23 protein-coding genes and 2 pseudogenes are annotated in these 26894 nt (G+C 71.4%); 19 read left to right on the forward strand and 6 right to left on the reverse strand.

Annotated features, from left to right (window positions below; translation table 11 throughout):
* Positions 1 to 115 precede the first annotated feature (115 nt).
* Positions 116 to 1747, forward strand: coding sequence for an FAD-dependent oxidoreductase (locus ACZ619_RS05215; protein WP_469594298.1), 1632 nt, complete (start codon positions 116 to 118; stop codon positions 1745 to 1747).
* 71 nt (positions 1748 to 1818) lie between these two features.
* On the opposite strand, the gene ACZ619_RS05220 is transcribed toward ACZ619_RS05215, so the two are convergent.
* Entirely contained in the window at positions 1819 to 2286 is a 468-nt protein-coding gene (locus ACZ619_RS05220) for an RDD family protein (protein WP_469594301.1), read from the reverse strand.
* A 211-nt stretch (positions 2287 to 2497) separates the two neighbouring features.
* Between ACZ619_RS05220 and glnA the strand changes: the two genes are divergently transcribed.
* From glnA to pspAB, 6 genes and pseudogenes are all read left to right on the forward strand, one after another.
* Positions 2498 to 3907, forward strand: a complete 1410-nt coding sequence (gene glnA, locus ACZ619_RS05225) for a type I glutamate--ammonia ligase (protein WP_469594303.1) — start codon at positions 2498 to 2500, stop codon at positions 3905 to 3907.
* Positions 3908 to 4292: 385 nt separating this feature from the next.
* On the forward strand, positions 4293 to 4496 hold the full coding sequence (locus ACZ619_RS05230; protein ID WP_469594304.1) for a cold-shock protein: 204 nt from the start codon (positions 4293 to 4295) through the stop codon (positions 4494 to 4496).
* A gap of 335 nt (positions 4497 to 4831) precedes the next feature.
* A pseudogene (locus tag ACZ619_RS05235) lies at positions 4832 to 5047 on the forward strand (transposase); the annotation flags it as partial.
* 322 nt (positions 5048 to 5369) lie between these two features.
* Entirely contained in the window at positions 5370 to 5621 is a 252-nt protein-coding gene (locus ACZ619_RS05240; RefSeq protein ID WP_469594307.1) for an SCO2583/SCO2584 N-terminal domain-containing protein, read from the forward strand.
* Between the two features lie 131 nt (positions 5622 to 5752).
* The gene (htpX, locus tag ACZ619_RS05245; protein WP_469594309.1) at positions 5753 to 6673 is read left to right on the forward strand and encodes a zinc metalloprotease HtpX; all 921 of its coding nucleotides are present in this window, start codon (positions 5753 to 5755) and stop codon (positions 6671 to 6673) included.
* Between the two features lie 2 nt (positions 6674 to 6675).
* Positions 6676 to 7260, forward strand: coding sequence for a PspA-associated protein PspAB (pspAB, locus tag ACZ619_RS05250; RefSeq protein ID WP_469594519.1), 585 nt, complete (start codon positions 6676 to 6678; stop codon positions 7258 to 7260).
* A 19-nt stretch (positions 7261 to 7279) separates the two neighbouring features.
* Here pspAB and ACZ619_RS05255 read toward each other — a convergent pair whose 3' ends face one another.
* Entirely contained in the window at positions 7280 to 7600 is a 321-nt protein-coding gene (locus ACZ619_RS05255) for a hypothetical protein (RefSeq protein WP_469594311.1), read from the reverse strand.
* 429 nt (positions 7601 to 8029) lie between these two features.
* The gene (locus tag ACZ619_RS05260; protein WP_469594313.1) at positions 8030 to 8344 is read right to left on the reverse strand and encodes a hypothetical protein; all 315 of its coding nucleotides are present in this window, start codon (positions 8342 to 8344) and stop codon (positions 8030 to 8032) included.
* Between the two features lie 230 nt (positions 8345 to 8574).
* Between ACZ619_RS05260 and ACZ619_RS05265 the strand changes: the two genes are divergently transcribed.
* From ACZ619_RS05265 to ACZ619_RS05300, 8 genes and pseudogenes are all read left to right on the forward strand, one after another.
* Entirely contained in the window at positions 8575 to 8943 is a 369-nt protein-coding gene (locus tag ACZ619_RS05265; protein ID WP_469594315.1) for an arsenate reductase family protein, read from the forward strand.
* Positions 8944 to 9063: 120 nt separating this feature from the next.
* Complete coding sequence (locus ACZ619_RS05270; RefSeq protein ID WP_469594317.1) at positions 9064 to 9780, forward strand: hypothetical protein; 717 nt, start codon at positions 9064 to 9066, stop codon at positions 9778 to 9780.
* A 407-nt stretch (positions 9781 to 10187) separates the two neighbouring features.
* On the forward strand, positions 10188 to 11219 hold the full coding sequence (gene glnII, locus ACZ619_RS05275) for a glutamine synthetase (protein WP_469594320.1): 1032 nt from the start codon (positions 10188 to 10190) through the stop codon (positions 11217 to 11219).
* Between the two features lie 134 nt (positions 11220 to 11353).
* Complete coding sequence (locus ACZ619_RS05280) at positions 11354 to 12328, forward strand: DUF6891 domain-containing protein (protein ID WP_469594520.1); 975 nt, start codon at positions 11354 to 11356, stop codon at positions 12326 to 12328.
* An 88-nt stretch (positions 12329 to 12416) separates the two neighbouring features.
* Positions 12417 to 12539: a hypothetical protein gene (locus tag ACZ619_RS05285; RefSeq protein WP_365343278.1), complete on the forward strand. Its 123-nt coding sequence runs from the start codon at positions 12417 to 12419 to the stop codon at positions 12537 to 12539.
* Positions 12540 to 12660: 121 nt separating this feature from the next.
* Positions 12661 to 13275, forward strand: coding sequence for a winged helix-turn-helix domain-containing protein (locus ACZ619_RS05290; protein ID WP_469594322.1), 615 nt, complete (start codon positions 12661 to 12663; stop codon positions 13273 to 13275).
* Between the two features lie 275 nt (positions 13276 to 13550).
* Positions 13551 to 13703 (forward strand): annotated as a pseudogene (locus ACZ619_RS05295) (DNA-binding response regulator); the annotation flags it as partial.
* Positions 13704 to 13876: 173 nt separating this feature from the next.
* Positions 13877 to 15436 carry a DUF1996 domain-containing protein gene (locus ACZ619_RS05300; protein WP_469594324.1) on the forward strand — a complete coding sequence of 520 codons (1560 nt, stop codon included), beginning with the start codon at positions 13877 to 13879 and terminating at the stop codon, positions 15434 to 15436.
* 91 nt (positions 15437 to 15527) lie between these two features.
* Here ACZ619_RS05300 and ACZ619_RS05305 read toward each other — a convergent pair whose 3' ends face one another.
* Positions 15528 to 15935: a hypothetical protein gene (locus ACZ619_RS05305; RefSeq protein WP_469594327.1), complete on the reverse strand. Its 408-nt coding sequence runs from the start codon at positions 15933 to 15935 to the stop codon at positions 15528 to 15530.
* A gap of 286 nt (positions 15936 to 16221) precedes the next feature.
* On the opposite strand from ACZ619_RS05305, the gene ACZ619_RS05310 reads away from it, so the two are divergent.
* From ACZ619_RS05310 to ACZ619_RS05325, 4 genes are all read left to right on the forward strand, one after another.
* The gene (locus ACZ619_RS05310; protein ID WP_469594329.1) at positions 16222 to 18150 is read left to right on the forward strand and encodes a hypothetical protein; all 1929 of its coding nucleotides are present in this window, start codon (positions 16222 to 16224) and stop codon (positions 18148 to 18150) included.
* 171 nt (positions 18151 to 18321) lie between these two features.
* Positions 18322 to 19218, forward strand: a complete 897-nt coding sequence (locus ACZ619_RS05315; RefSeq protein ID WP_469594331.1) for a metal-dependent hydrolase — start codon at positions 18322 to 18324, stop codon at positions 19216 to 19218.
* Entirely contained in the window at positions 19218 to 20249 is a 1032-nt protein-coding gene (locus ACZ619_RS05320; RefSeq protein ID WP_469594334.1) for a PDR/VanB family oxidoreductase, read from the forward strand. The genes ACZ619_RS05315 and ACZ619_RS05320 overlap by 1 nt, the downstream gene beginning before the upstream one ends.
* Positions 20250 to 20305: 56 nt before the next feature.
* Positions 20306 to 20995 (forward strand): TetR/AcrR family transcriptional regulator, encoded by a 690-nt coding sequence (locus tag ACZ619_RS05325; RefSeq protein ID WP_469594337.1) that lies wholly within the window; start codon positions 20306 to 20308, stop codon positions 20993 to 20995.
* Positions 20996 to 21011: 16 nt separating this feature from the next.
* On the opposite strand, the gene ACZ619_RS05330 is transcribed toward ACZ619_RS05325, so the two are convergent.
* Both ACZ619_RS05330 and pulA read right to left on the reverse strand, forming a co-directional pair.
* The gene (locus ACZ619_RS05330) at positions 21012 to 21371 is read right to left on the reverse strand and encodes a 5-carboxymethyl-2-hydroxymuconate Delta-isomerase (protein ID WP_469594338.1); all 360 of its coding nucleotides are present in this window, start codon (positions 21369 to 21371) and stop codon (positions 21012 to 21014) included.
* Positions 21372 to 21474: 103 nt separating this feature from the next.
* Positions 21475 to 26847: a pullulanase-type alpha-1,6-glucosidase gene (pulA, locus tag ACZ619_RS05335; protein WP_469594340.1), complete on the reverse strand. Its 5373-nt coding sequence runs from the start codon at positions 26845 to 26847 to the stop codon at positions 21475 to 21477.
* Positions 26848 to 26894: the final 47 nt, after the last annotated feature.

Here is a 26894-nt window from a genome sequence, read left to right on the forward strand (position 1 = left end):
GTGGAGCGCGCGACTCGCGTGAACCAGGTGGGTGATTGAGCACGCGGAACCCCTCCGCAAGGGGCATGGAAGTTGCAACGCACCTGACGCACCAACATCCGCCCTGGAGTGCCCGATGCAGCAGAAAACCGATCACCAGGTCCCCGTCCTCGTCGTGGGCGGCTCGCTCGTGGGCCTGTCCATGTCCCTGTTCCTGGGCCGTCTCGGCGTCCGGCACCTGCTCGTCGAGAGACACTCCGGGACCTCGATCCACCCACGCGGCCGGGGCAACAACGTGCGCACGATGGAGCTGTTCCGGAAGGCCGGGATCGAGCCCGGCATCAAGGCGGCGGCCTCGCTCCTCGCGGACAACCACGGCATCCTCCAGACCCCGACGCTGGCCGGGGACGCCGGCGAATGGCTGTTCAAGGAGATCGACCCCGGAGGCGGACTCGCGCGGTTCAGTCCGACGGGCTGGTGCCTGTGCAGCCAGAACGACCTCGAACCGGTGCTCCGCCAGGCGGCCGGATCCGGCAGCGGGGAGCTGCGCTACTTCCACGAGATGGAGTCCTTCGAGCAGGACCCCGAAGGAGTGACGGCGTACGTCCGCGACCGTGACTCCGACCGGATGTACACCGTCCGCGCCGACTACCTCGTCGCCGCCGACGGCCCGCGCAGCCCGGTCCGCGGCCGGCTCGGCATCGGCCAGACCGGCCCGGGCGACCTGTTCGCCAACGTCAGCATCACCTTCCGCTCCAAGCTGCTGGCCGACACCGTCGGGGACCGCCGCTTCATCTGCTGCTACCTGACGGACCCGGAGGCCGACGGCGCCCTGCTCCCCGTCGACAACAAGGAGCGCTGGGTCTTCCACGCGCCCTGGCACCCCGAACGCGGCGAGACCCTCGACGAGTTCACCGAGGAGCGGCTCACCCGGCACATCCGGCGCGCGGTCGGCGTCCCCGACCTGGACGTCGAGATCACCGGCCGCGCGTCCTGGCGGGCGGCCGAGCGGGTCGCGGAACGGTACTCGTCCGGGCGGGTCTTCCTGGCCGGCGACTCCGCGCACGAGATGTCCCCGACCGGCGCCTTCGGCTCCAACACGGGCATCCAGGACGCCCACAACCTGGCCTGGAAGCTGGCGGCGGTGCTGGACGGCTGGGCCGGCCCGGGCCTGCTCGACTCCTACGACGCCGAGCGCCGGCCGGTCGCCCTCGCCACCAGCGCCCGCGCCTCCGCCCGCTCCGTGGAGCACAGCCACCCCGGCTTCGCTCCCGCGCCCGGCATCGGGTCCGGCAAGCGCGGCGGCATCCTCAACATCGTCCTCGGCTACCGGTACCCGAAGGGGGCGGTGCTGGGCGCGGACGTCGGCCGGCCGGTCGTACCCGACGGGATGGACCTGACGGGCGAGCCGGGCAGCCGCGCCCCCCACCTGTGGCTGCGCCGCGCGGGCGACCGTGTCTCCACGCTCGACCTGTACGAGCGCTCCCTGGTGCTGCTCAGCGGCGTGCGCTCGCCCTGGCACATGGCGGCCCGCCGGATCGCGGACACGGAGCGGGTGCGACTGGACGCGTACGGTATCGGCGCGGGCGGCGATCTCGCGTACGACACGGAGGGCGACGACTGGGCGACGGCGCACGGCACGACGGCTCAGGGCGCGGTGCTGGTACGGCCGGACGGTTTCGTGGCGTGGCGCGCGCAGGGCGCGGCGCAGGAGGACGCGGAGGCCGAGCTGCGGGAGGTACTGGGGCAGGTGCTGCGGACGAGGTGAGCGGGAGCGGGGACCGCGGAGCCCCTAAGGGGCGCGGGGAACTGCGCGACCGGCCCCCACCGGAGCCGCGCTCAGGCACGGACCTCCACGGTCTTCGCCAGCCGGTCGTGCAGTCCCCTGCCGTCCCGGTCCCAGACCAGGGCCGGGAGGGCGAGGCACAGCAGAACCGTGCGGGCCAGCGCGCGCAGCGGCTGGACCCGGCCGGTCCCGACGCCGACCACCCGCAGTCCGAACAGCCGCTTGCCGGGAGTGCAGCCGATCGTGCCCACGGTGAGGACGCCCAGGACGAAGAAGACGAGCAGCGCCCAGTTGCCGGTGGCGGGGGTGTAGCCGTCGGTGATCAGGCCGTATGCGATCAGGACGCACAGCCCCCAGTCCACGGCCAGCGCCCCGAGCCGCCTGCCGGGGCGGGCGACGGAGCCCGGCCCCTGCTCCGGCAGACCGAGCTGCTCGCCCCGGTACCCGAACTCCGCGCCCGCCTCTTCCATGGCCGCGCGGGGCCCGGAGAGCCACGATCCGATTGCTTGCCTGTTGTCCACCCGTCAAAGGTACTGCGCGGGTGTCCGCCCGGGTTCGGGCGGGGTGTCCGGGGGCTACGGTGGGACGAACCCGGTTAACTTCAGCGAAACAAATGGGTCACGCCCGAGAAATCACCCGTCCCTAGGGTCGAGAACAACGTGTGCCACCGCACTGGCCGCACGAACGAACTACCACCCCGGCACGGGAACGGTCGGGAGTAGGAGGAGCTGGATGTTCCAGAACGCCGACGAGGCCAAGAAGTTCATCGCGGACGAGGACGTCAAGTTCATCGACGTCCGTTTCTGCGACCTGCCGGGCGTCATGCAGCACTTCTCGCTGCCGGTCGGAGCGTTCGACCCGGACGAGGAGCTGGCCTTCGACGGCTCGTCGATCCGCGGCTTCCAGGCCATCCACGAGTCCGACATGGCGCTGCGCGCCGACCTGTCGACGGCCCGGGTCGACCCCTTCCGCCGTGACAAGACCCTCAACATCAACTTCTTCATCCACGACCCGATCACCGGTGAGCAGTACTCCCGTGACCCGCGGAACGTGGCGAAGAAGGCCGAGGCCTACCTCGCGTCCACCGGCATCGCCGACACCGCGTTCTTCGGCCCCGAGGCCGAGTTCTACGTGTTCGACAGCGTGCGCTTCGCGACCTCGGCGAACGAGAGCTTCTACCACATCGACTCCGAGGCGGGTGCCTGGAACACCGGCGCCCTGGAGAACAACCGCGGCTACAAGGTCCGCTACAAGGGCGGCTACTTCCCGGTCCCGCCGGTCGACCACTTCGCCGACCTGCGCGCCGAGATCTCCCTGGAGCTGGAGAAGTCCGGCCTCCAGGTCGAGCGCCAGCACCACGAGGTCGGCACCGCCGGCCAGGCCGAGATCAACTACAAGTTCAACACGCTGCTCGCCGCGGCCGACGACCTCCAGCTCTTCAAGTACATCGTGAAGAACGTCGCCTGGAAGAACGGCAAGACCGCGACCTTCATGCCGAAGCCGATCTTCGGTGACAACGGCTCGGGCATGCACGTCCACCAGTCGCTGTGGAGCAACGGCTCCCCGCTGTTCTACGACGAGGCCGGCTACGCGGGCCTGTCGGACATGGCCCGCTACTACATCGGCGGCATCCTCAAGCACGCCCCGTCGCTGCTGGCCTTCACCAACCCGACGGTGAACTCCTACCACCGTCTGGTCCCGGGCTTCGAGGCGCCGATCAACCTGGTGTACTCGCAGCGCAACCGCTCGGCCGCGATGCGTATCCCGATCACGGGTTCGAACCCGAAGGCCAAGCGGGTCGAGTTCCGCGCGCCCGACTCCTCCGGCAACCCGTACCTCGCCTTCTCGGCCCTGCTCCTCGCGGGTCTGGACGGCATCAAGAACAAGATCGAGCCGGCCGAGCCGATCGACAAGGACCTCTACGAGCTGGCTCCCGAGGAGCACGCGAACGTCGCCCAGGTCCCGACCTCGCTCCCGGCCGTCCTCGACTCCCTGGAGCGCGACCACGAGTTCCTGCTCGCCGGTGACGTCTTCACGCCCGACCTGATCGAGACGTGGATCGACCTCAAGCGCACCCAGGAGATCGCCCCGCTGGCCCTGCGCCCGCACCCGCACGAGTTCGAGCTGTACTTCGACGTGTGATATCGCCCCAGGTCAGAGCGGGTAACCGCTCCCCTGGGCCGTCTGTGGGCCGTCGGCCGTGCTCTTCCTCGCCGGAAGGGCACGGCCGACGGGCCGTTTCGGGCCCCGCCGTCACTGAGCTCAGCGCATCGGCTTCGCCAGGGAACGGGTCAACCGATGACGATCAACTCTCCGCGGATACCGCCTCGACCTACCGGAGACCGTATTCCTCGTCAGCGTGGCGGAAGTGGTGCCGCACAGTGGCGTCGTCGTCGAGTGCCACCCCTCTGCGGTGCGTTGACCCTTTCGGGTTGCGTTCGGGACGCCTGGGGTGACTGGTCTCGGCGCCAGGGGATGATCACCGCGGTCCGCGGCAGCCGGGCCGTGGCCGTGAGGTGGAGGAAGCATGACTCTGGGCACCGTCAAGTGGTTCAACTCGGAGAAGGGGTTCGGATTCATCACGCCGGAGGGTGGCGGACCTGATGTGTTCGTGCACTACTCGGAATTCCAGAGCAAATCCTTCCGGATTCTGGAAGAGAACCAGCGTGTCCAGTTCGAGATGGGCGAGGACGCCAAGGGCCCGCAGGCGACGAATGTGACCGTTGTCTAGGACTTGCGCGTCTGATCAGAACCAGGCCGCTCGCCCGTTCGATGCGTGATATCGCCCCAGGTCAGAGTGGGTTTCTGCTCCCCTGGGCCGTCTGTGGGCCGTCGGCCGTGCTCTTCCTCGCCGGAAGGGCACGGCCGACGGGCCGTTTCGGGCCCCGCCGTCGCTCGGCTCAGCGCATCGGCTGTGCCGGGGCCGGTGTCCGCATCCAGTACGCCGAGCGCGGCGTCGATGGCCCCAAGAGCTCGTAACAGGATCTTGTTGAGGTGCCCTGGCAGGGCGTGACCGATGTGACGATCTGACCGTTCCAGGTGGGTGTGACGACTCGGCCACGGATCGTGGATGACGACTTGTGGGCACTCATCGAGCCTCTGCTGCCACCCTGGCCGGAGCGGTCGCCGGGCCCGGAACCGGTGCCGGACCGACTGTGCCCGCAGGGCATCCTGTACGTCCTGCACCAAGACATCGCCTGGCGACTCCTGCCCCTGGAGCTGGGGTTCGGCTCCGGGCAGACCTGCCGGCGGCGCCTGGACCGCTGGCAGCAGGCCGGGGTGTTCGGCCGGCTGCCACCGCATCCTGCTCGGCGAACTGAACGCGGCCGGCGAACTCGGCTGGTCCCGCGCCTGTGTGGACGGCTCCCGCATCCGCGCGGAAAAGGGGGAGCCGACACCGGTCCTCCGCCGGTCGACCGCCGGAAAACGGGCAGCGAACACCACCTGATCTGCGACGGACGCGGCACCCCGCTCCACACCCTCACCACCGCTGCCGACGTCACCCAGACCCCCGCCCTCGTCGACGGCATCCTGCCCGTCGCCGGACGTACCGGCCACCCGCGCCGTATCGTGCGTGGGTACTGGCGTTCGAGACGGGGGCGGGATGTCGGGGCGGGACGACGACGAGGACCACGAGTTCGACCTGCGGTGGGCCGACCGGGCGGAGCACAAGGAGCCGTCCGCGCGGGCGCGGATGCTGGGCGCGCGCTGGCGGGAGAATCCGCCGGACCCGGCACCGTTCCGGGCCGACCCGGGGCCGGTGGAGCCACGCCGGTCCTCGTGGACCTCGGCGGCGATCGTGTTCGGCGGCGTGGCGGCGGCGATCCTGCTGCTGGGGTACCTGGGGACGCGGTAGCCGTGGCTGCGGCGCCGGCCCGGCCCACAGGGACCTTTTGCCGCCGCTAGGGACGTTCGGGGCCTCCTCATGGGGCCGGGCAGGTGCACACTGGACAGCGGGACGAGTGCCTGACTGCGGGGTGAGGCAAGATGCAGAACCGCTTCCGGAGCGATCGGCGACTGACCGTTCGTATGACGGTCACGCTTTTCCTGCTCGGGTTGTTGTACGTGGTCTTCGTGGCCGCGCTGATCGTGCTGCTGAAGTCGTGGCTGCTGGTCGTGGTCCTGGTGGGCGCCATGTTCGTGGCCCAGTTCTGGTTCTCGGACCGGATCGCGATGTACGCCATGCGCGGGCGGGTCGTGGAGCGGGAGGAGTATCCCGAGCTGCACGCGGTGGTGGACCGGCTGTGCGCCATCGCCGACATGCCGAAGCCGGTGGTCGCCGTGTCCGACATGGATATGCCGAACGCGTTCGCGACCGGCCGGAACCCCGATCACGCGGTGGTGTGCGTGACCACCGGCCTGCTGCGGCGGCTGGAGCCCGCCGAGCTGGAGGGCGTGCTCGCGCACGAGCTGTCGCACGTGGCGCACAAGGACGTCGCCGTGATCACGATCGCGTCCTTCCTGGGCGTGATCGCCGGGCTGATCGTGCGGTTCGCCTTCTACTCGCAGGTCCTGGGCGGGGGCCGGCGCGACCAGAACACGGCCGCCGTGTTCGCCGCCGTCATCGGGGTCTCCGCGGCCGTCTACGCGATCAGCTTCCTGCTGATCAGGGCGCTGTCCCGGTACCGGGAACTGGCCGCCGACCGCGCGGCCGCCCACCTGACCGGCCGGCCCTCCGCGCTCGCCTCCGCGCTGACCAAGGTGTCCGGTGACATCGCCCGGATCCCCACCAAGGACCTGCGCACCGCCCAGGCCTTCAACGCCTTCTACTTCACCCCGGCGACCGGCAGGGAACCCGGCATCGAGCGCTTCTTCTCCACCCATCCGCCCCTGGAGCAGCGCCTGGAGCAGCTGGGGCGGATCTCGGCGGAGCTCGGCGAGGCGGCGACGCCCGGGAAGGCCGGGTGAGCATGGGGTTCCTGGACATCCTGCTCGGCCGTACGAAGCCCGTCGCACCCGACCTCGACCAGCTGTTCGGGCTGCCGTCGGCGGCGGTGACCCTCCAGGCCGCGTCCGGGTTCACGCCGACCGGCGAGGGCGCGGTGTGCTTCGCCACCGTGGAGGGCGCGGCCTTCGAGCAGACCCACCGGGAGGTCCAGGCGCTGCTCGACGCGGACGCGGACCGCGCGGGCCCGCCGGTGGAGCTGCGGCAGGACGACTACGGGTACTCCTGGCTGGTCTCGCGCCGCACCCCCGACCAGCTCCCGCAACTGGTCAACGACCTGCACGCGGTGAACAGCTCGATGGAGGTGAACGGCTTCGGCCCGCAGTTGCTCTGCTCCCTGGCCGCCTTCGAGGACGAGCGCGGGCGCAGGCTCGCGCTCGTCTATCTCTACAAGCGGGGCACCTTCTACCCCTTCGCCCCGCGGTCCACGTCCGCACAGCGGCGGGACAGCGCGCTGGAGCTGCAGGTGAAGGCGGTGCTCGCGAACGACCTGCGGATCGAGCAGGACCTCAGCCGCTGGTTCCCGGTCTGGGGCGCCCCCGGCCTCTGACCGGCCGGGGAACGCCCGCCTACCTGCCCTTCTCGCGCTCCTGGCGCCGGAACTCCATGGGGCGCTCGCGGCGGTAGCGGCGCTCCCACTTGGCCTGCTGGTCACGGCGGTCGCGGTAGGCCTTGTAGTCGCCGGCGGCGCCCCCTCCCCCGCCGGACGAACCCCCGGACGAACCGCCCGACGAGCCGCCCTGCGAACCTCCCGAGGAGGTTGTCGACGACGAGTCCCGCCCGTACTGCACGTACAGGAAGAGCAGGGCGACGGCCGCGAGCCAGTAGTTGTGGTTGCCGAAACCGAGGATGACCAGGACGACGGTTCCGGAAAGGACGATGGTGCCCATGACGGGCCTCCGTGGCGTGGGTGTGTGAGCGGTCGACGGATCCGACGGCACGCGGGGGACGGGCGGCCGTCCGTCGGTGCGTAGCAGAGTAGCCCCGGGGCCCCCGGGTTCGGCCGAACCTGTGGAAAGCGGGGGCGGACGACTCCGCAACGTGCATCCAGCGTAGGGAGGCGGTCACTCGGCGTGCACCCCGTTTTCGGCGCGGGCCGGCAACGGCACACCGGGGCGGCGGAGCGACGGGACCGGCACCCGGCCCGGGAAATCCGCCCGCCGCTCTTCGAACCGCAGCGGCGACGTGAGGCCGGCGGTGTGGCGGGGGCACGGGGGCTGGGCTCAGCGCGGGGACGGGGACGGGGACGGGGAGTTCGTCCGGCGGATCCTCGCCCCCGGGGCGCCGGGCGCCGCGGGACGGCACCCGGCGCCCGCGGCTCACCGCGAGTAGCGCATGAACGCCCGCACCATGTGGCACGTCGTGTCCGACGGCGGATGGACTCCGATGCTGCGCGCCGTGCTCCGTATCGTCTCGTTGCGCGCCTGGTTGGGCAGGTAGACGCCGGAGTCGAGCAGGGCGATGGCGAGGCGCATGGCCTTGAGGCGGCGGTTGTGCGTGACGTACCAGTCGCGGGGCCGCCCGGCCGGCAGCGGGTGCTTCTCCGCCGGCTCGTAGGGCGAGTCGAGCACGACGGCACGCTTCGCGGTGGACTGGGTCGGCAACGGCTTCGGCTTCAGTGCGGCAGCGGGCACGGGCATCCTCCTGTCGCGGTCGGAGCGCCCCCGGACACTCCGGCGACCCTCTCGAACACTGCTTCCAGTGTACCGGCCCGCACCGACAGTAGGGCAGTCCGTAAATCGCCCAACACCGCAGCTGGAGAAGGGTTTTCCGGGCGTGACGGGAGGTGCCCGAGGGGTCCGGGCGACACCTCCGAAAAATCGAACAGAGACCTCGTGGGAGCGGCTCGCGTACGGTGGCCCGCATGGAGATCTGGATCAACCCGGCCTGCTCGAAGTGCCGCAGCGCGATCAGCCTGCTCGACGCCGAGGGGGCCGACTACACCGTCCGCCGGTACCTGGAGGACGTACCGACCGAGGGCGAGATCAGGGCCGTACTCGAACGGCTGGGTCTCGAACCGTGGGACATCACCCGCACCCAGGAGGCGGCCGCCAAGGAGCTGGGGCTGAAGACATGGGCGCGGGACGGGGGCGCGCGGGACCGCTGGATCACCGCCCTGGCCGAGCATCCCGGGCTCATCCAGCGGCCGATCATCACCGCGGACGACGGCACGGCACTGGTCGCCCGCACCGACGAGGCCGTACAGCAGGCGCTGTCCCGAAGCAAGAGCTGAACAGCGCTCACCTCGGATGTGACGCAGGTTACTTGAGCGACTCCCGTAACCGCTGAGTAACAGCGTTCGGTATCTCGTACATAGCGGCGTACGCTCCCCCACCTCTTCCAGGAGGCGCGCATGTCGCGTAGGAGAACCCTCAGCACGAGGAAGAAGATCGCGCTGCTCGTCGGCGCCGCGGCCGTGGCCGGCGGCGGGGCCTTCGCCCTGGCGACCAGCTCGAACGCCGCGCAGAGCCCGCAGAACGCGACGACGCTGTCGTCGGCCGCGGACTCGACCGTCTGCCAGGGGCTGGCCACGGCCCTCGGCAACAACGAGGAGTTCATCGCCGGGCAGCAGGCGAACCCGGACGCCCAGTCGGCGGCCCGGATCGCCAACCGGCAGGCGGTCATCGAGCAGATCAAGGTCCAGCAGAAGGCGTCCGGTTGCGTCGTCGGGGAGTCGGCTCAGGACTCCCAGGCGACGAGCGGGGCGCAGACGGGCCAGACCGGGCAGACGGGCCAGACGGGCCAGCAGACCGCGACGCCCTCGCAGAGCGCGGCCACCGGCGCCTCGGGCACCGGCGCGGGCACCGGCACCGCCGCCTCCGGGCAGCAGGTCTGCACGGGCTCGACCGTCACGCTCTCCGGCGAGGCCGGCGCCCCGGCGGCGTCCAGCAACCAGTTCCCGGCGGGGACCACGCTCAAGGTCACCAACCTGGACAACGACAAGTCCGTCACGGTGAAGGTCACCTCGGTCTCCGGAAGCTGCGTGCTGCTCAACAACGCGGCCTTCGAGGAGGTCCGGGAGCCCGGCAAGTTCCTGATCCGCCGCGCGTTGATCGAGAAGGTGGGGTGAGGCCATCGCCCTGACCTCCGGCCGGTGAGACAGCCGGCGAGGCGGTGGGCCGGCCCTCCGGGGCGGCCCCGCACCGCACACGTGTCACAGGTCCTGCCGCCCGCGGCCACGGGCGGCAGGACCGGCACGTTCCGGCCACGCGGCAGGACAGGAAGCGGACTCGGCACGGCCGCCGGCTTGCACGGAGGGGAAGCCGGCGGCCGTCCGAAATGGCCTCAGTACCCCGCCCACCGGGCCCTCACAACGTGAGTCGCACCACAAAACCACCAGGTAACACGGGGTTCACATTCGAGCAATGATCGGGAAATCGCCTGTTGACAGGCTCGCGCACAACAACAGCGGCGCCCCAGTGCCGTAGCGCCGCAGCACCCGCATGTGCGCCCGACCCACCCCGAAGGATGTGGCCCGTGACCTTCAAGGCTGAGTACATCTGGATCGACGGCACCGAGCCGACGGCCAAGCTGCGTTCGAAGACGAAGATCGTCGCGGGCGCCCCCGCCGGTCTCGACGCGCTGCCGATCTGGGGCTTCGACGGGTCCTCCACGAACCAGGCCGAGGGGCACTCCTCGGACCGTGTGCTGAAGCCGGTCTTCACCTGCCCGGACCCGATCCGCGGCGGCGACGACATCCTCGTCCTGTGCGAGGTCCTGGACATCGACATGACCCCGCACGCCTCCAACACGCGCGCCGCGCTGGTCGAGGTCGCGGAGAAGTTCGCCGCGCAGGAGCCGATCTTCGGCATCGAGCAGGAGTACACCTTCTTCGACGGCGCCCGCCCGCTGGGCTTCCCCGAGGGCGGCTTCCCGGCCCCCCAGGGCGGCTACTACTGCGGTGTCGGCGCCGACGAGATCTTCGGCCGCGAGATCGTCGAGGCGCACCTGGACAACTGCCTCAAGGCGGGTCTCGCGATCTCCGGCATCAACGCCGAGGTCATGCCCGGCCAGTGGGAGTTCCAGGTCGGCCCGGTCTCCCCGCTGGACGTCTCCGACCACCTGTGGATCGCCCGCTGGCTGCTCTACCGCACCGCCGAGGACTTCGGCGTCTCCGCCACCCTGGACCCCAAGCCGGTCAAGGGCGACTGGAACGGCGCCGGCGCGCACACCAACTTCTCCACCAAGGCGATGCGCGAGGGCTACGACGCGATCATCACCGCCTGCGAGTCGCTCGGTGAGGGCTCCAAGCCGCTCGACCACGTCAAGAACTACGGCGCCGGCATCGACGACCGCCTGACCGGTCTGCACGAGACCGCCCCGTGGAACGAGTACTCCTACGGCGTCTCCAACCGCGGTGCCTCGGTCCGCATCCCGTGGCAGGTGGAGAAGGACGGCAAGGGCTACATCGAGGACCGCCGCCCGAACGCCAACGTCGACCCGTACCTGGTGACGCGGCTGATCGTCGACACCTGCTGCTCCGCGCTGGAGAAGGCCGACCAGGTCTGATCCGCAGCAGGCTCCCCGGGGTTCCCCGGAAAGCCGGAGATCCCCGGAAAGGGGGCGTGCGCCGTTCGCGGCGGACGCCCCCTTTCCGTATGCCCGCGGCCGCGTTGTCGGCGGCGCGTGTCATGGTGGGCGGCGTGGAGATCGACGAGGTGCTCGCCGTCAACGCCTGGACGGAGAACGGGCAGACGTATGTGTGGAGTTCGCCGGACGAACTGCGGGAGGCGGTGCGGGGGCTGGGCGGGCCCGGGAACCGCTTCCTGGTCGTGCAGCGCGTCCCGGACCTGCCGAAGGTGTTCGCGCAGGTGTGGCACGAGGAGGGCGGCGACTACCGCCTGGAACACCGGCGCGGCGCGGACGAGTTCTCCGGTACGGACCTCACGGACCCGGAGCGGGTGGCGGACCTGGTCGTCGGCTGGGCCCGCGAGGAGGACGGCTGGGACGGCGGCACCGCCTGGGAGCCGGTCGCGACACCGCCGCGCGAGCAGGCCCCCGCGCTCGCGCCCGAGGTCGCGGCCCGCGCCGAGGAGCAGGTGCGCACGCTGCTCCGGGACGGGTACCTCGGGATCGAACGGCTCGTGAAGGAGACCGTGTACCTGATGGCGGACGCCGACGGGGACGGTGCGCCGCACCACTCCCCCGCGCGGCCGGCCGCTCCCGCGGGGGCGGTCTCCCCGGCGCAGGCGCGCGAGATCGTGGAGCGGCTCTGGACGGAGCGGGTGGCGGAGCAGCGGGCCTGGACCGGGCTCACCGACCCGGACCGGCTGACGCGGGCGTTCGCGGCCCTGCGCGGCCAAGGCGTCACCGCCCGCGAGGACTTCGCCTGCTGCCGGTCCTGCGGGATGACCGAGATAGGCGCCGAGGCCGAGGACGCGGGCACGACCCGGGGCTTCGTCTTCTTCCACCACCAGAGCACCCGCGCCGCCGCCGAGGGCCACGGGCTCACACTCCACTACGGCGGATTCGACGGCTCCGCCGGCACCACCACCGCCGTCGGCCGCGAGGTCGTCGCCGCGCTGACCTCGGCGGGCCTGTCCGCGCAGTGGGACGGCGACCCGGGCAGAGCGATCGAGGTCACCTCGCTGACCTGGCGCAAACGCCTGGTGGGGTGAGGGGCACGAGGCCGACGTCACGTCAGGGAAGCGTCCGAGCAGTGAGAGAAGGGTCCTGTTTCCGGGCTGTGTCTGCTTCAATGGGCGTATGGCCAGCTTCCAGAAGTACACCGCGACGGGTCGCCATGACCTGGAGCCGTTCTGGCCTTCCCGTCAGCACCACGACTTCGACCGGGTGTGTTGCCGCGCGATGAACGCGCGGGCCCTCTAAAGCCGTACACCCCGGCCTTCGGCCAGCGCGAAACACAGTACGTCTCCCCGGCGCGCCCGACCACGAATCGCGGCCGTCGTCCTCGACCGACGAACTCCTCGCGCGAAAGAGCTGACGTCTCATGGCGACCACTCGTTCTCTCTCCCCCGCCTCCGGCCTCGCCTCCTCCTCCCCCGCCCGGCACCGGCTGCGTGCCGTGGACCGGGACGAGGTCGTGGACATGGCGGACTTCCTGCCGCCGGGCGCCACCTGGCTGCCCGCCCCGCAGCACACCCTGCCCACCCTGCCGGGCCAGCCGCCGATGATCGGCTACCTGGTGCTGGTCCCGGCGGACCAGCAGCCGCCGTTCCTGCCGGTCGCGGTCCCGGACCGGCAGGACGCGGCCGACGAGCGGCCCCCCGCCACCACGGCCGCCGCGTCCCCGGTCGCCCCGAAGGCCGGGGAGCCGCTCGTCACCGTCGACACCGTGCAGCGCACCGCCCAGGTCGACGGGCGTGAACTCGACCTCACCTACCTGGAGTTCGAGCTCCTCGCCCATCTGGTGACGCACCCCAACCGGGTGCACACCCGCGACCAGCTGGTCACCACCGTCTGGGGCTACGGCCACGTCGGCGACGGCCGCACGGTCGACGTCCACGTCGCCCGGCTGCGCCGCAAGCTCGGCGTGGAGCACCGCAGGGCGATCCAGACCGTCCGCCGCGTCGGCTACAAGTACACCCCGCCGACCGGCCGCTGAACACTCCCCCGGGCCGCCGCCGGTCACCGCGGCACCGGCCCGGCCCGTCACCCCCTGGTGTACCCGGCACCGCCCCCTGACACGGGGGTCGGGCCGGTGACCGGTGAGCGCGCGGCCGGACGGACCGGGCGCCATGACGACGAACACGAACAACGGCGAGCACGGTCTCCCGGGCCAGGGTCCGGGAGACCGTGCTCGCCGCCGTGCGCGGGCCGGTGCCGGCCCTGGCGATCCTGCCGGTCCCGGCGCCGCGCTCCGCGCCGACCTCGGTCTCCTCGAACGCGGCGATCGCCGGACGGCTCGTCGTCACGGAACGGGCCATCGCCGAACACACCTCCCCCGTCTCCACCAAACCGGGTCCAGAGGTGCCGTACGACGACAACCGACGCGTCCCGGCGGTGCCGGCGCATCTCGGCCGCGACCGCTGATTTTCCCGAACTCGCCCTGCTCAAACGGCGGTTGTGCCCCAAGTCGGTAACAGAACTCTGATGAATTTATGAGACGGCTGAACACCACTGAGGCGGGCTGCGTATGAGAAGGCGCCGCTTCACTCCTGTCGGGCGCCTCGATGCTGCCCCGCCAAGGAAGTCAGAGGAGTTCCATGGGACGCAACACACGCAAACGCCGCTCGCCGCTGGCCGTCAAGGCCATAGCCGCATCGGCGGCCCTAGCGCTCGGTGGGGGCGGGCTGCTCTGGGCACAGATGAACGCTTCGGCGCACGAGTCCAACAACTCGGCCCAGAACTACACGAAGGCCGCTGCCGCCACGGTGGCGACGATCTCCTGCCCGGATGTCGGCCAGAAGCTGACGAGCGTGCCGGACAAGGCCAAGCAGGGGGTGGCGACGGAGCTGGCGAACCTCGACAAGCAGATCACCGAGGCCTACTCCCGGCTCGCCTCCACCCGTCAGGCGCAGGCGAACGACGCGAACTTCGTGCAGAACGCGATCGTCGGCCCCCTGAAGGAGAAGCGGGCGGCCACGATCGACCGGATCCGGCTCGACATCACGCGGGTCGGCGGAACGTTCAACAGCTCGCTCGCGCAGCTGGCGGCCTGCACCACGCAGACCGTCAACCAGACCACCGCGGGCCGGGGCAACAACCGCGGCCGGGGCAAGGGCGGCCGGGGCAACAACAACGGCCAGAACAACAACGGCAACAACGGCGGACAGGCCACGGCGAGCGCGGCCCCCAGCGCGAGCGCCAGCACGCCCGTCGACGTCGGTATCGGCGGCCAGGCCGGCAACGGTCCCACCGCCGCGGACTTCGTGGACATCACGAAGGTGGCCGCCAACGTCCAGGCCAAGCCGCAGAACAGCGGCAACGCCTCGACGGGCACCTTCACCACCAAGTGCGGTGTGAACGCCAACAAGAACCACAACACCGACAACGTCATCGTGGCGCCCGGCGTGTCCAACGGCGCGCACCACCTGCACGACTACGTCGGCAACCAGAAGGTCAACGCGTTCTCCACGAACGACTCGCTGCTCGCCGACCAGACCAGCTGCCAGAACCAGAGCGACCTGTCGTCCTACTACTGGCCGGTGGTGCGTGAGCAGGACGGCACGCAGGACTTCGACCAGAACGCGGCCGGCGGTGGCACCGAGGGCAACGTCGGCAAGATCCTGACGCCGGTCCAGGCGGAGATCAAGTACGTCGGCAGCCCGGCCAGCAAGGTCACGGCGATGCCCCAGTTCCTGCGCATCATCACCGGTGACGCCAAGACCACGACCAACGGTCTGGCCAACGCCAACGCGCACTGGAGCTGCACCGGCTTCGAGAACAAGGTCCAGCTGACCGAGCAGTACCCGATCTGCCCGAAGGGCAGCCAGGTGGTGCGTACGTTCGCCTTCCAGAGCTGCTGGGACGGCACGAACATCGACAGCGCCAACCACCGTTCGCACGTCGCCTTCGCGGACCCCGCGAGCGGTGTCTGCGGCAACGGCTTCAAGGCGATCCCGCAGCTGACCATGCGTCTGGTCTACAACGTCACCCAGCCCGTCGTGCAGAACGGCCAGGTGAAGAGCGCCTACGCGGTGGACGGCTTCCCGGAGCAGCTCCACAAGTCGGCCACGGACCACGACGACTTCATCGCGGTCTTCAAGAACAACCTGGCGACCACCATCGCCAACTGCATCAACTCCGGCAAGAAGTGCCAGTGACAGCAGCGGCCGGCTAGCCGGCCGGCGGCACGAGAACAGAAGCGGGCGGTGGGAATCTCCCACCGCCCGCTTCCGTGTGCCCCGCGGAACGTCAGCTGGTGTGCTTGCTGTGGTCGGTCCCGATCTCCTCGGCGCCGCCCAGCGTGGTCTGCAACGCCTTGACCACCTTGTCGGTGCCGACGGCGACCCACTTGCGGCCGACGAGGTAGAAACCGCCGTAGTCCTTGGCGTCGTTGATCCACTCGCGCTGGCCGCGGTCGGTGGCGAAGGTGGCGAAGACGAACTTGCCCGCGGAGACCTTGCAGATGGCCTGGCGGACCTCGTCGGAGTCGATCTGCATGTCGGGGGTGCACTTGACCTTGGCGGCCAGGCTCTCCAGGCTGCCGGTCGCGGTGACCGGCACCTTGGCCTCCGCGTCGCTGTCGCCGGATCCACAGCCCGCCAGCGCCAGGACGGCCACGGCGACGGCCACGGCCGGCATCGGTCGGGTCAACCTCATCTGTTCCTCCGGTCGCATCGCTGCCCGGGCCCTGCCGGGGCCCGTCCCCTTCCATACGGCCCCGGGACGCGGGGTGCTCAAATCGCGTGTCGTCCGGCACACCGGTACGCGCACGTACGCCCCGTGGACCGGGAACGGCCGGCCCCGTGCCGTGATCGACACGCCACGGAGGACGCCGTGCCCGTCCCTCGTGCCCGGCGCGCTCGCTCGCGGAGCACGCGGAGCACGCGGACCGAGGGGACACGTGTGGCGGTGACCAACGTACGGGTCGCTCGTTCTCCAGGACGTGCAGTCACAGGATGTAGCCCAGCGTCACGCAGCCGCCTCCGCCGGAGCCCCGGGTCCGGCGGTCGATGTCGAGCAGGCCCGGGCCGCGCTCGTCGAGCACTACCCACGGCTGGTCCGGCTCGCGCATCTGGTGCTGCCGCCCGGGCCCGTGCGCGGCCGCCGCGTCCTGACCGCGCACGCCCTGGTTCAGCGGGCGCTGCCCCGGGGCCGCAGGCAGGCCCCCGTGATCCCGGCCCAGTCGAGCGGGCGGGAGACCGACCCCGGGTACGCGCTGGTCCGCCTCGAAGTGGTGCGTACGGCGCTGGAGGCGGGCCGCCCGCTCAGGCTCACCGCCCGGCCCCGGCGCGCCCAGCTGCCGCCGCTCTTCCCGCAGGTGTGGGGCCTGCGGCTGTTCCCGCGTTCCGGCGGCGCCGACGAACTCGCCCTGGACCAGCGGCTGGCCGGGCTCTCCGGTCCGGCACGCGCCGCCTACGCCCTGCGCGGTCTCGAACAGCTCCCCGACGGCGAGGTCCGCAGGATCCTGCGGGCGGCCGGCGTCGAGCACCCGGACGGCGCGCTCGCCGAGGCGAACGGCGTCCCGGCCGAGTACCCGCTGCTCGGCTCCCCCGAGTTCGACCCCTGTTCGCTGCAGGCCCGGCCCACCGATCTGATGCGGCGCCGCCAGCACACCAGGGCCGCGCTGGCCGCCGCGGCCGCGCTCGCGGTGTGCGGCACGCTGGTCGCGCTGCCGGGCGGCGGCTGGGGTGCCGACGGCGCCGCCGCCCCGCCGTACGCGCAGAACGCGGCCGCCGAGGCGGCTCTGGACCCGGCCCAGGTGACGAGGGTCCCGGCCGCCGCCTGGAAGACCGCCGCCCGCACCGACTTCTCGGTGTGGCCCGCGCGCGGCGCGCTCACCGGCGACACCGCGCTGCTGCGCCGCGCCCTCGCCGTCTGGGCCCGCCCCGGCGCCACCGTCCGGGTCTCGGCGACCCCGGGCACGCAGACCGGCGGCCCGGCCGGACCGCCCCGGCTGCTGTACGCGGGCGTGGTCGACAGCGCCCGTGTGGTGGTCTTCTACGACGGTCTGCGCATCGCCCGCTACGCGGAACCGAAGGACGGCACCGAGGGCGCGGCCCTGGACCTGGCCCGGGTCGACGGCGCGACCGGCGCCGAGGCGAGCGCGCTGGTCCTCGGGCGTGCCGACGGCAACGTCCGCTATCTGACGGCTCCCTGGGTGACCGGGGCGGCGGAGCGGGACCTGCTGAAGCCGGCTTCGGCGGCGATGGACCTCGGGCTGACCGACGGGGTGACCGGGCCGATGGCCGGCGCCGCGCCGCAGCAGGGCTCGTGCACGTCGTGGAACGTGCTCCAGCTGACCGACGCGGACGGCAGCCGGCTCTCCACCGACCTGGGCGAGCTGGTGCCGGCGCATCTCACCGCGGGCCGGCCCGGAGCCTCCGGTGAGGCGACCGGCGCGGCGGCGCTGCGCGACTGGGCGCCGTTCGCCTGTTCGCTCGCCGCCGAGCGGTCGGCCGGGGTGCGCAGTGTGAACGCGTGGGCGTTCGCGGAGCAGCCGTTGCCGGACGCGAGCGGCTCCGGGGCGTGGGTGTGCACGCGGGCGGAGACCTGGCGGGGCGACGGGACGGTGGCGCTGGCCCAGTTCCGGACGCCGGGCAGCCGGTACGGGGCGATCGCGGCCAAGGGCGCCGACGTGACGGCGTGCGGTCCGCGTGATCCCCATGTGCTGGCCGGGGTGTTGTGGAAGTCCGGCGGCGGGACCTGGTACCTGCTGGCGGCGGGCGGTCGCGACACCGCGTCGGTCCGGGCGACCGGCGGGGTGACGGCCTCGGCGCAGGGGGCGCTGCTGGTGGCCAAGGCGCAGCAGGGCATTCAGGCGGAGCTGAAGGGCACGCTGACGGACGGGACCGCGATCAGCGGACTGCACTGACCGCGGCGCACCGACAGGAACGGGCGCGGCGCACCGGCAGGACCGGCCACGACGTGCCGACAGGGACGACCGCGGCTTGCTGACAGGAACGGGCGCGGCTTGCTGACAGGAACGTAGACAAGGGTCGCCGCAGGGGTTCTCAGCGGACTTACCCGTCAGTACATTGACGCCATGTCCAACAAGCAGCCCCGGCCGGTGGAGTCCGAGCGCACCCCGCTCGCAGCCCGCAACGTGTCCTTCGCCTGGGAGGGCACCCCGCTGCACTGGGTGCCCGGCGACCCCTTCGCCACGCACACCATCAACGTGCTGCATCTGCTGCTGCCCGCCGGCGAGCGGTGGTTCGTGCACGTCTACAAGCAGGTGCTGCCGCTCATCACGGACGAGCGGCTGCGCGCGGACGTCATCGGGTTCATCGGGCAGGAGGCGATGCACTCCCAGGCCCACGACGAGGTGCTGCCGCACCTGAAGGAGCTGGGGCTCGACCCGACGCCGTACACCGCGCAGGTCGACTGGTTCTTCGAGAAGCTGCTCGGCGACCGCACCCTGCCGCCCGGCCGGGCCCGGCGCTGGTGGCTGCTCGAACGCGTCGCGCTGATCGCGGCCATCGAGCACTACACCGCCTTCCTCGGCGACTGGGTCCTCAACGCGGACGAGCTGGACCGGCGCGGCGCCGACCCGATGATGCTGGACCTGCTGCGCTGGCACGGCGCCGAGGAGGTCGAGCACCGGTCGGTCGCCTTCGACCTGTTCCTGCACCTCGACGGCAGCTACCGGCGGCGGGCCCGGACCTGGGCGACGGCGTTCACCGCGATCGTCTTCCTCTGGCAGCGCGGCGCCCGCTTCTTCATGGCGAACGACCCGACCCTCGTCGAGGGCCGGGCCCGGCTGCGCGACCTCCACCGCGCCGGCCGGCGCGGCACCCTGCCCGCCACCGGCGACATGCTCCGGTCCGTCCCCCGCTACCTGAGCCGCGGCTACCACCCCTCCCAGGAGGGCTCCACCGCCCAGGCGGTCGCCTACCTGGCCTCCTCCCCCGCCGCGCTGGCCGCCGAGAAGGAGGGCAAGTGATGACGCCGAGGCTGCGGACCGTGGTCGCCGTCGCGGGCGCCGCGCTGCTCGCCAGGCGGGCCCTGCGCCGCCGGATCGAGGGCTCCCCGCTGTGGCCGCTGCCGGCCCTGGACCCGCCGGTCTCCGGGCAGCCGCGCTCCCGGGCGCTGCGGCTGCTGGTCGCCGCGCACCGGACGGTCGCCGACGGCGTCGTCCAACTGCGCCTGGAGGGCGAGCGGCTGCCGGGCTGGGAGCCCGGGTCGCATCTCGACCTGGTGCTGCCCTCGGGGCTGGTGCGGCAGTACTCGCTGTGCGGCGACCCGGCGGACACCTCGTCGTACACGATCGCCGCGCGGCTCGTCGAGGACGGGCGGGGCGGCTCCCGGGAGCTGCACGAGCAGGTGGTCGAGGGCATGGAGCTGGAGGTGCGCGGGCCGCGCAACCGCTTCCCGCTGGTCGCCGCCGGCTCCTATGTCTTCGTCGCCGGGGGCATCGGCATCACCCCGGTCCTGTCCATGCTGCGGGCGCTCGGCGAGGACAGCGAGTGGCGGCTGCTGTACTGCGGCCGCAGCCGCGGCTCCATGCCCTTCCTGGACGAGTTGGCCGGGGACGCGCGGGTCACGGTCGTCGCGGAGGACGAGGACGGGCGCCCGGACCTCGACGCGCTCGCGGTCCCGGCGGGCGCGGCGGTGTACTGCTGCGGTCCGGAGGGGCTGATGGCGGCGGTGGAGGAGCGGTTCCCGGCCGTCCGCCTCGAACGGTTCGCGCCGCGTGCCGACAGCGGCGGCAACCATGCCTTCGAGCTCGAACTCCGTCGCAGCGGGAGGACGTTGACGGTGCCGGCCGACACGTCGGTGCTGGCCGCGGTGCGTGCGGAGCTGCCGGACACGGCCTACTCCTGCGCCCAGGGATTCTGCGGGACCTGCCAGCACCGGGTACTGGAGGGCGAGGTGGAGCACCGGGACGAGCTGCTCACGGACGCGGAGCGCGCGGACTCGATGCTCATCTGTGTCTCGCGGGCGCGAAGTGGGAGACTCGTGCTGGATCTGTGAACGCCCGTGACGGGCCGGGTCCATGGGAGGCCGGATCCGATCGGTAAGGTGTTCGCATGACGACCGGGGTACGCCGCAGGATGGGAGTCGACGAGCGTCGGCAGCAGTTGATCGGCGTGGCCCTCGAACTGTTCAGCAGGCGTTCGCCCGACGAGGTCTCCATCGACGAGATAGCCGCGGCCGCGGGCATCTCACGGCCGCTGGTCTACCACTACTTCCCCGGCAAGCTCAGCCTGTACGAGGCCGCCTTGAAGCGCGCCTCGGAGGATCTCGCGGGCCGCTTCGCCGAGCCGCCCGAGGGGCCGCTCGGCGCCCGGCTGCTGCGCGTGATGCGCCGTTTCTTCGACTTCGTCGACGAACACGGGCCCGGCTTCGCCGCGTTGATGCGCGGCGGCCCGGCCGTCGGCTCCTCGGCGACCAACGCGCTCATCGACTCGGTGCGGCAGGCCGCGTACGAGCAGATCCTCACGCACCTGGAGGTCACCGAGGCGCCCGCCCGCCTCGAACTGGTCATCCGCTCCTGGATCTCGCTCGCCGAGTCGACGGCCCTGATCTGGCTGGACGGCCGCCGCATCCCGCGCGCCGAACTGGAGATCCAGCTCGTCCACGACTTCGCCGCGCTGGCCGCGGTCAGCGCGGCCCACGACGACGAGATGAGCACCCTGCTCAAGCGCATGGTCCGGGACGAGCCGGGCGACGGCCCCTTCGCGGACCTGGCCACCCGGCTCATCGCACTGGCCGGCTAGGGCGCGAAGACGCGCCTCAGATCTCGTACTTGCGGTACGACGGGTCGAGGTCGCGGACCTCGGCGGAGGCGTGCAGCACGAACCCCTCGGGCTTGAGGTGCTCGCGCAGCAGGTCCAGGGTGGCCTCGGTCAGCCTGGCCTTGGTCTCGTCGGTGCGGCCGGCGAGGAGGCCGAAGGTGACGTGGACGACCACGTGGGCGCTGTCCTGGTCGTCGTAGCCGTACGCGGTGAGGCCCGCGGCGCGGAACAGCGTCTTGCAGGCCTCGGGCTTGGCGGCCGCGATCTCGACGACGGCGGTGTGCAGGGCCCGGGCGAAGGCCGCCCGGTCGAGGACGGCGTCCGCGGCGGCCGAGTAGTCGACGGTGATCTGCGGCATGAGCACTCCTGTTCTACGGCTGAGGGGATCAGCCTAAGCGGTCCCGGACGCGCCCCGACGGCGTCCGCGCGGCGGGCGCGGACGCCGTCGGGGCAGGTCACCGTCAGGACGAGCGGGTGAAGACCGCCACGGTCCGCCCCGGCACGGTGAACGTGCCCGAGTCCGCCGCGTACGAGGACTTCCGCACCACGCTGTCCGCACCGGCCGCCTGCACCGGATGCAGCCGGTACCCGGTCCCGGCGAGCGCGGCGACCCGCTGCTCCTGCCGCTCGGGGCTCGCGTTGAAGACGACGACCAGGTCACCCAGTTCCATGGTGATCACCCCGGGCGTCTCGTCCTTGCCGGACAGCGGGAACGACAGCCGCGACTGCACCTCGGCGGCCGTGTCCAGCGAGAACGCCTTCTCGGTGGTACGGATCTTCAGCAGGTCCCGGTAGGCGGCCGAGGCCCCGTCGATCTGCGCGCAGCCGACGCTCACCGAGCTCAGCAGCGGCTTGGCGTAGGACCACTTGGACTCGTTGTCGGCGGCCGTCGGCAGCCCGCGTCCGAAGCCGTTGCCGTCGGCGCAGTTCCAGTGGATGGCGTTGAACCAGTCGCCGCTGTCGTAGGAGTTGCGGTCCAGCGACTTGGAGCGCAGCAGGTCGGTGCCGGCCTGGGAGAGCGACGGCCCCTGCGAGAGGGCGGCCGTGGCCATGGCGAGGACCTGCATCCGGGCCCGGTCCGCCGCGCTGGTCGTGGCGGGCAGCTTGTACGTCAGCGCGTCGAACAGCGACTCGTTGTCGTGGGCGTCGACGTAGGCGAGGGCGTCGCCGGGTGCGTCCGCGTACCCGGCGGGCGAGCCGTTGTAGTCGACCCCGGCGCCGGTGACCTCCTTGCCGTCGGTGTCGGTGAACGTGTACTTGGCGAGGTTGCCGGTCAGGCCGACCTTGATCAGGTCCTGGTAGTGCAGCAGGCGGGCCTTCTGCTCGGCCGTGGTGCCGTTGGCGGTGGAGGAGTTGGGGTCGGTGTAGAGGCCGGACGCGAAGCCCTGGACGCCGGGGTCGGAGTCGAAGGGGCTGCCGCCGCGCACCGCGTCCCGGGCCCGGTCGGAGAAGGTGGCGATGCCGGTGCCGGCCATGTTGGCCTGGGTGGCCTGCACGAACCGGGCGTCGTCCGCGACCTCGCCGAAGTTCCAGCCCTCGCCGTACAGGACGATCTTCTTGCCGTCGACGCCGTCCTTCTTCAGGGTCAGCGCGTCGAGCGCCTTGCGGACCGCGAGGATGTTGGCCTTCGGGTGGTGGCCCATCAGGTCGAAGCGGAAGCCGTCGACCTTGTACTCCTTGGCCCAGGTGACGATCGAGTCCACCACCAGCTTGCCCATCATGGCGTTCTCGGGCGCGGTGTTGGAGCAGCAGGTGCTGTCGGCGACGCTGCCGTCGGCGAGCAGCCGCTGGTAGTAGCCGGGCACGATCCTGTCGAGGACGGAGGTGTCCGCCTGGCCGCTGGCCGCCGTGTGGTTGTAGACGACGTCCATGACGACCCGCAGACCGTCCTGGTTGAGGGACTTCACCATCTGCCGGAACTGGACCGTGCGCGCGGTGCCGTCCGGGTCGGTGGCGTACGAGCCCTCGGGGACCGTGAAGTGGTACGGGTCGTAGCCCCAGTTGTAGGCGTCGGTGGCGGCCGTCCTCGCCACGCACTCCTGCTGCTTGTCGGAGTCGGCCGGGTAGGAGGCGAGGTCGCAGTCGGGGCTCGACCGGTCGGACTTCTTCTCGGGCACGGTGGCGAAGTCGAAGGCCGGGAGCAGATGCACGTACGAGGTACCGGACTTCGCCAGGGACCTCAGGTGCTTCGAGCCGTCGCTGTCCTTGTCGGTGAAGGCCAGGTAGGTGCCCCGGTCGGCGGCCGGCACCGTGGTGTCCGCCACGGAGAAGTCCCTGACGTGCAGCTCCTGGATCTGCGCGTCCTTCAGCGGTACGGCCTTGGGCTTGGTGTACGTCGACCAGCCGCCCGGGGCGAGGGACCTGTCGTCCAGGTCGACGACGAGGCTGCGCTCCGAGTTCGCGGTGAGGGCGACCGAGTAGGGGTCGGTGACCTTGTTGGTGACCATCTTCCGGACGCTGGGGGCCCAGACCCTGACGACGTACCGGTAGGGCTTGTTCTTCCAGGAGGCGGGACCGGTGACGGACCAGACGCCGGTCGCCGCGTCGCGGTGCATCGGCTCGACCGCGCCGTCGAGTTCGAGGGCGACGGACTGTGCGGTCGGGGCCCAGACGGAGAGGGTCGGCCTTCCGTGGCGGAAGACCGGGCCGAGGTCGGCGGTGGTGGCGCCGGCGTACACGTCGTCCAGCACACCGGCGGTCTGCACGCCGGTCGCGGCGAGCACGGCACCGTTCGCGGCCCGCTGGGAGGCGACGAGCTGGCCGGTGAGGGCCGCGCGCACCCGGCCGCGGTCGCGCGGGTCGACCGACCAGGCCGTGTAGTCCTTCAGATGCGGGAACTTCGCCTTCTGGGCGTCGCTGAGGGTGGTCTTCGTCAGCCGCAGCCACCGCTCGTCGTCGCTGGTCAGCGTCCCGTCCTGGACGGCGATCGAGCCGTCCCGGGAGGAGAGCAGCTGGGTGGAGGCGGCGCCGTCGACGCCGTTCCAGGCGACCGTGTCCCGGTCGATCCAGACCGCCTTGGAGGTGGTCAGGTCGAGCGCGGCGGCGCTGCCGGCGGGCTGTGGGAGCAGATGGTTCTCCTGGCCGTTCAACAGCCACACCTCGTAGCCGTCGGACGTGAGGTCGAGGGACTGGTCGGCGGAGAGGTCCTTCTCGTCGCCGTTGTGGATGATGTAGCTGAGGCTGGTGGCACCCTCGGTGAGGGGCACCTCGAAGACCGCGCCATAGGCGTCAGTCTTCACCGGCTCCAGGGGGTCCGACCAGTCGGTGGGGTTCGCGGCGCCCGTCCAGACGTGCAGGCCCCAGCCGTCGTAGTCCCCGTCGGCACGGTGGTAGTGGATGACCGCCTTGGTGGTGTCCTGGGCGGGGTAGTCGGCGGCCGGCTTCTCGGTCAGTACGTCCGGCTTGCCCTGCTCGATCCAGACCTCGCCCGTCCGGGTGACGTCGATGGAGCGGTCGGCGGAGACGTCCTTGTCGCCGTTCTTGTCGACGACGAGGAAGCCGACGTTCGAGGCGCCCGACTTCAGCTTGAGGTAGGCGAAGGCGCCGTAGGCGTCCCGGCCGGCGAAGGGGTGGCCGGCGGGCCAGGTGGTCGCCTCGCCGTCGGCGATGTCGCCCCAGGCGTACAGGCCCCAGTCGTCGTAGTCGCCGTCGGTGCGCTTGTAGTGGACGACCGCGTAGTCGCGGGAGGAGGCGGTGGGCGTCTCGGCGGCGGGCGGGGTGCCGGAGGTGCTGGTGGCGAGGGCGCTGCGGGTGTGCCCGGCCGGGTCGACGACGACCGCCTTGTAGCGCAGGGCGGTGCCGGCCGGGACGTCCTCGGCGATGGTCTGGGTGACCTTGTAGGGGGCGTGGTCGGCGGAGCCGAGGACGGTCCACTTGCCGCCTCCGACCTGGGCGGCGAAGACCACGCGGTCGAGCTGTCCGCCGCTGACGTCCGCGGTGAGGTCGACGGTGCCGGTGGCGCCGGCGGCCGGGGCGGTGAGGGTCAGGGCCGGGGCGGTGGCGGGCTTGGCGAGGGTGCCGGCCGCCTTGTACACGACGGCGGACTCGGCCGGGACGGTGACGGTGACCTCGGCCGAGGCGTCGGAGGTGACGGTGCCGTCCGTGCCGTGCAGGGCGCGGTAGCGCATGCCGGCGGAGCCGGTGGCGAAGGTCGCGGTCTTCGCCGTGCCGGCGTTGTTGAAGGCGACGACGTACTCCTGGCCGGTCTTCGCGTCCGTCCGGGTGAACGCGTAGACGCCGGCGCCGTCGGCCGCGTAGCGCTCGGTCTGGACGCCGTCGGCGAGGGCGGGGTTGTCGGCGCGCAGCCTGGAGAGCGCGCTGATCTGCCGGTAGAGCGGCGCGCTCGTGTCGTACGCGTCCTCGGCGGCGGTGCGGTCGGTGCCGATCTCGTCGTCGTCCAGGTAGTCGGCGACCTTCGAGGCGAACATCGTCTGCCGGGCGTCCTTGTCGCCGCCGGAGCCGGTGAAGCCCTGCTCGTCGCCGTAGTAGACGACCGGGTTGCCCCGGCTGAGGAACATCACCTCGTTGGCGAGTTCGTCCTTGGCGAGCAGTTCGGCGTCCGTGGCCTTCGGGTTGTCCTGCTTCAGGAAGTACCCGAACCGGCCCATGTCGTGGTTGCCGAGGAAGGTGACCTGTTCGTAGGCGTTGGCCTTGTCGGTCGTGTACTTGTAGTCGTCGGCGAACAGACTCGCCAGGCTCCGCGCGCTGCCGCCCTGGGAGGCGTAGCTGCGCGCCGCGTCCTGGAAGGGGAAGTCGAGGGTCGCGTCCAGCCGCCCCTGGGTGACGTACGGGGCGGTGACGGAGGTGTCGGCGGAGTAGACCTCGCCGAACATGAAGAAGTTCTTACGGCCGTGCCGGGCGGCGTAGGCGTCGAGCGCGGTCGCCCACTGCGTCCAGAACTCCATGTTCACGTGCTTGACGGTGTCGATCCGGAAGCCGTCGATGTCGAAGTCCCGCACCCAGCGCTCGTAGATCTTCTCCATCCCGCTGACGACCTCGGGCCGTTCGGTCCACAGGTCGTCGAGTCCGGAGAAGTCGCCGTAGGTGGTCGACTCGCCCGCGTAGGTGGAGTCGCCCCGGTTGTGGTACATCGTCGGGTCGTTGAGCCACGACGGCACCTTGCTGTCGCTGGTGACGGTGGGGGTGCGCGGGAAGGAGGCGGCGGAGACGGCCGGGAACCCCTTGCCTCCGGCCGCGTAGTCGGCGTCGTCGAAGGGCTGCCCGTCCTTGGTCAGGGAGGGGAAGGCGCCCTTGGAGAGGTAGTCGTAGGACTTCTCCTCGTAGTCGACGACGTCGGCGGTGTGATTGGTGATGACGTCGAAGAAGACCTTCATCCCCTTGGCGTGCGCCTTGGAGATGAGGGTCGCCAGGTCCCTGTTGGTCCCGAAGTGCGGGTCGACCTGGGTGAAGTCGGTGATCCAGTAACCGTGGTAGCCGGCCGAGGCGTTGCTCCCGGTCCCCTGCACGGGCTTGTTCTTGAAGATCGGGGCCATCCAGATGGCGGTGGTGCCGAGCCCCTTGATGTAGTCGAGCCGCTGGGTCAGGCCCTTGAGGTCGCCGCCCTGGTAGAAGCCCTTGTCGGTGGGGTCGTAGCCGGTGGACAGGCGGGAGCCGGTCAACCCGCCCTTGTCGTTGCCGGTGTCCCCGTTGGCGAAGCGGTCCGGCATGACGAAGTAGAACTGCTCACGGGTGTCGTCGTGCCGGGCGGGCTCTGCGGCGAGCCTGGCGTCGGAGGGCGGCGCGGGCGGGGTGTCGGCGCGGGCGGCCAGTGGCTGCGCCAGCGCGACGGTGAGGGCGACCGCGGCGACGGCCGCGACCCGTCTGACATGTATCACCGGTGTGAACTCCTAGCGATAGCGGCTCTCTTGGGTCCGACCCCGCG

The sequence above is a fragment of the Streptomyces sp. NPDC104367 genome (assembly GCF_055583825.1).

Excerpts from the sequence above, each read along its gene's own strand:
- ACZ619_RS05215 (WP_469594298.1), top strand. The coding sequence starts at position 116 with ATGCAGCAGAAAACCGATCACCAGGTCCCCGTCCTCGTCGTGGGCGGC.
- glnA (WP_469594303.1), top strand. The coding sequence starts at position 2,498 with ATGTTCCAGAACGCCGACGAGGCCAAGAAGTTCATCGCGGACGAGGAC.
- ACZ619_RS05230 (WP_469594304.1), top strand. The coding sequence starts at position 4,293 with ATGACTCTGGGCACCGTCAAGTGGTTCAACTCGGAGAAGGGGTTCGGA.
- ACZ619_RS05240 (WP_469594307.1), top strand. The coding sequence starts at position 5,370 with ATGTCGGGGCGGGACGACGACGAGGACCACGAGTTCGACCTGCGGTGG.
- htpX (WP_469594309.1), top strand. The coding sequence starts at position 5,753 with ATGCAGAACCGCTTCCGGAGCGATCGGCGACTGACCGTTCGTATGACG.
- pspAB (WP_469594519.1), top strand. The coding sequence starts at position 6,676 with ATGGGGTTCCTGGACATCCTGCTCGGCCGTACGAAGCCCGTCGCACCC.
- ACZ619_RS05255 (WP_469594311.1), bottom strand. The coding sequence starts at position 7,600 with ATGGGCACCATCGTCCTTTCCGGAACCGTCGTCCTGGTCATCCTCGGT.
- ACZ619_RS05265 (WP_469594315.1), top strand. The coding sequence starts at position 8,575 with ATGGAGATCTGGATCAACCCGGCCTGCTCGAAGTGCCGCAGCGCGATC.
- ACZ619_RS05270 (WP_469594317.1), top strand. The coding sequence starts at position 9,064 with ATGTCGCGTAGGAGAACCCTCAGCACGAGGAAGAAGATCGCGCTGCTC.
- ACZ619_RS05285 (WP_365343278.1), top strand. The coding sequence starts at position 12,417 with ATGGCCAGCTTCCAGAAGTACACCGCGACGGGTCGCCATGACCTGGAG.
- ACZ619_RS05290 (WP_469594322.1), top strand. The coding sequence starts at position 12,661 with ATGGCGACCACTCGTTCTCTCTCCCCCGCCTCCGGCCTCGCCTCCTCC.
- ACZ619_RS05300 (WP_469594324.1), top strand. The coding sequence starts at position 13,877 with ATGGGACGCAACACACGCAAACGCCGCTCGCCGCTGGCCGTCAAGGCC.
- ACZ619_RS05305 (WP_469594327.1), bottom strand. The coding sequence starts at position 15,935 with ATGAGGTTGACCCGACCGATGCCGGCCGTGGCCGTCGCCGTGGCCGTC.
- ACZ619_RS05315 (WP_469594331.1), top strand. The coding sequence starts at position 18,322 with ATGTCCAACAAGCAGCCCCGGCCGGTGGAGTCCGAGCGCACCCCGCTC.
- ACZ619_RS05320 (WP_469594334.1), top strand. The coding sequence starts at position 19,218 with ATGACGCCGAGGCTGCGGACCGTGGTCGCCGTCGCGGGCGCCGCGCTG.
- ACZ619_RS05325 (WP_469594337.1), top strand. The coding sequence starts at position 20,306 with ATGACGACCGGGGTACGCCGCAGGATGGGAGTCGACGAGCGTCGGCAG.
- ACZ619_RS05330 (WP_469594338.1), bottom strand. The coding sequence starts at position 21,371 with ATGCCGCAGATCACCGTCGACTACTCGGCCGCCGCGGACGCCGTCCTC.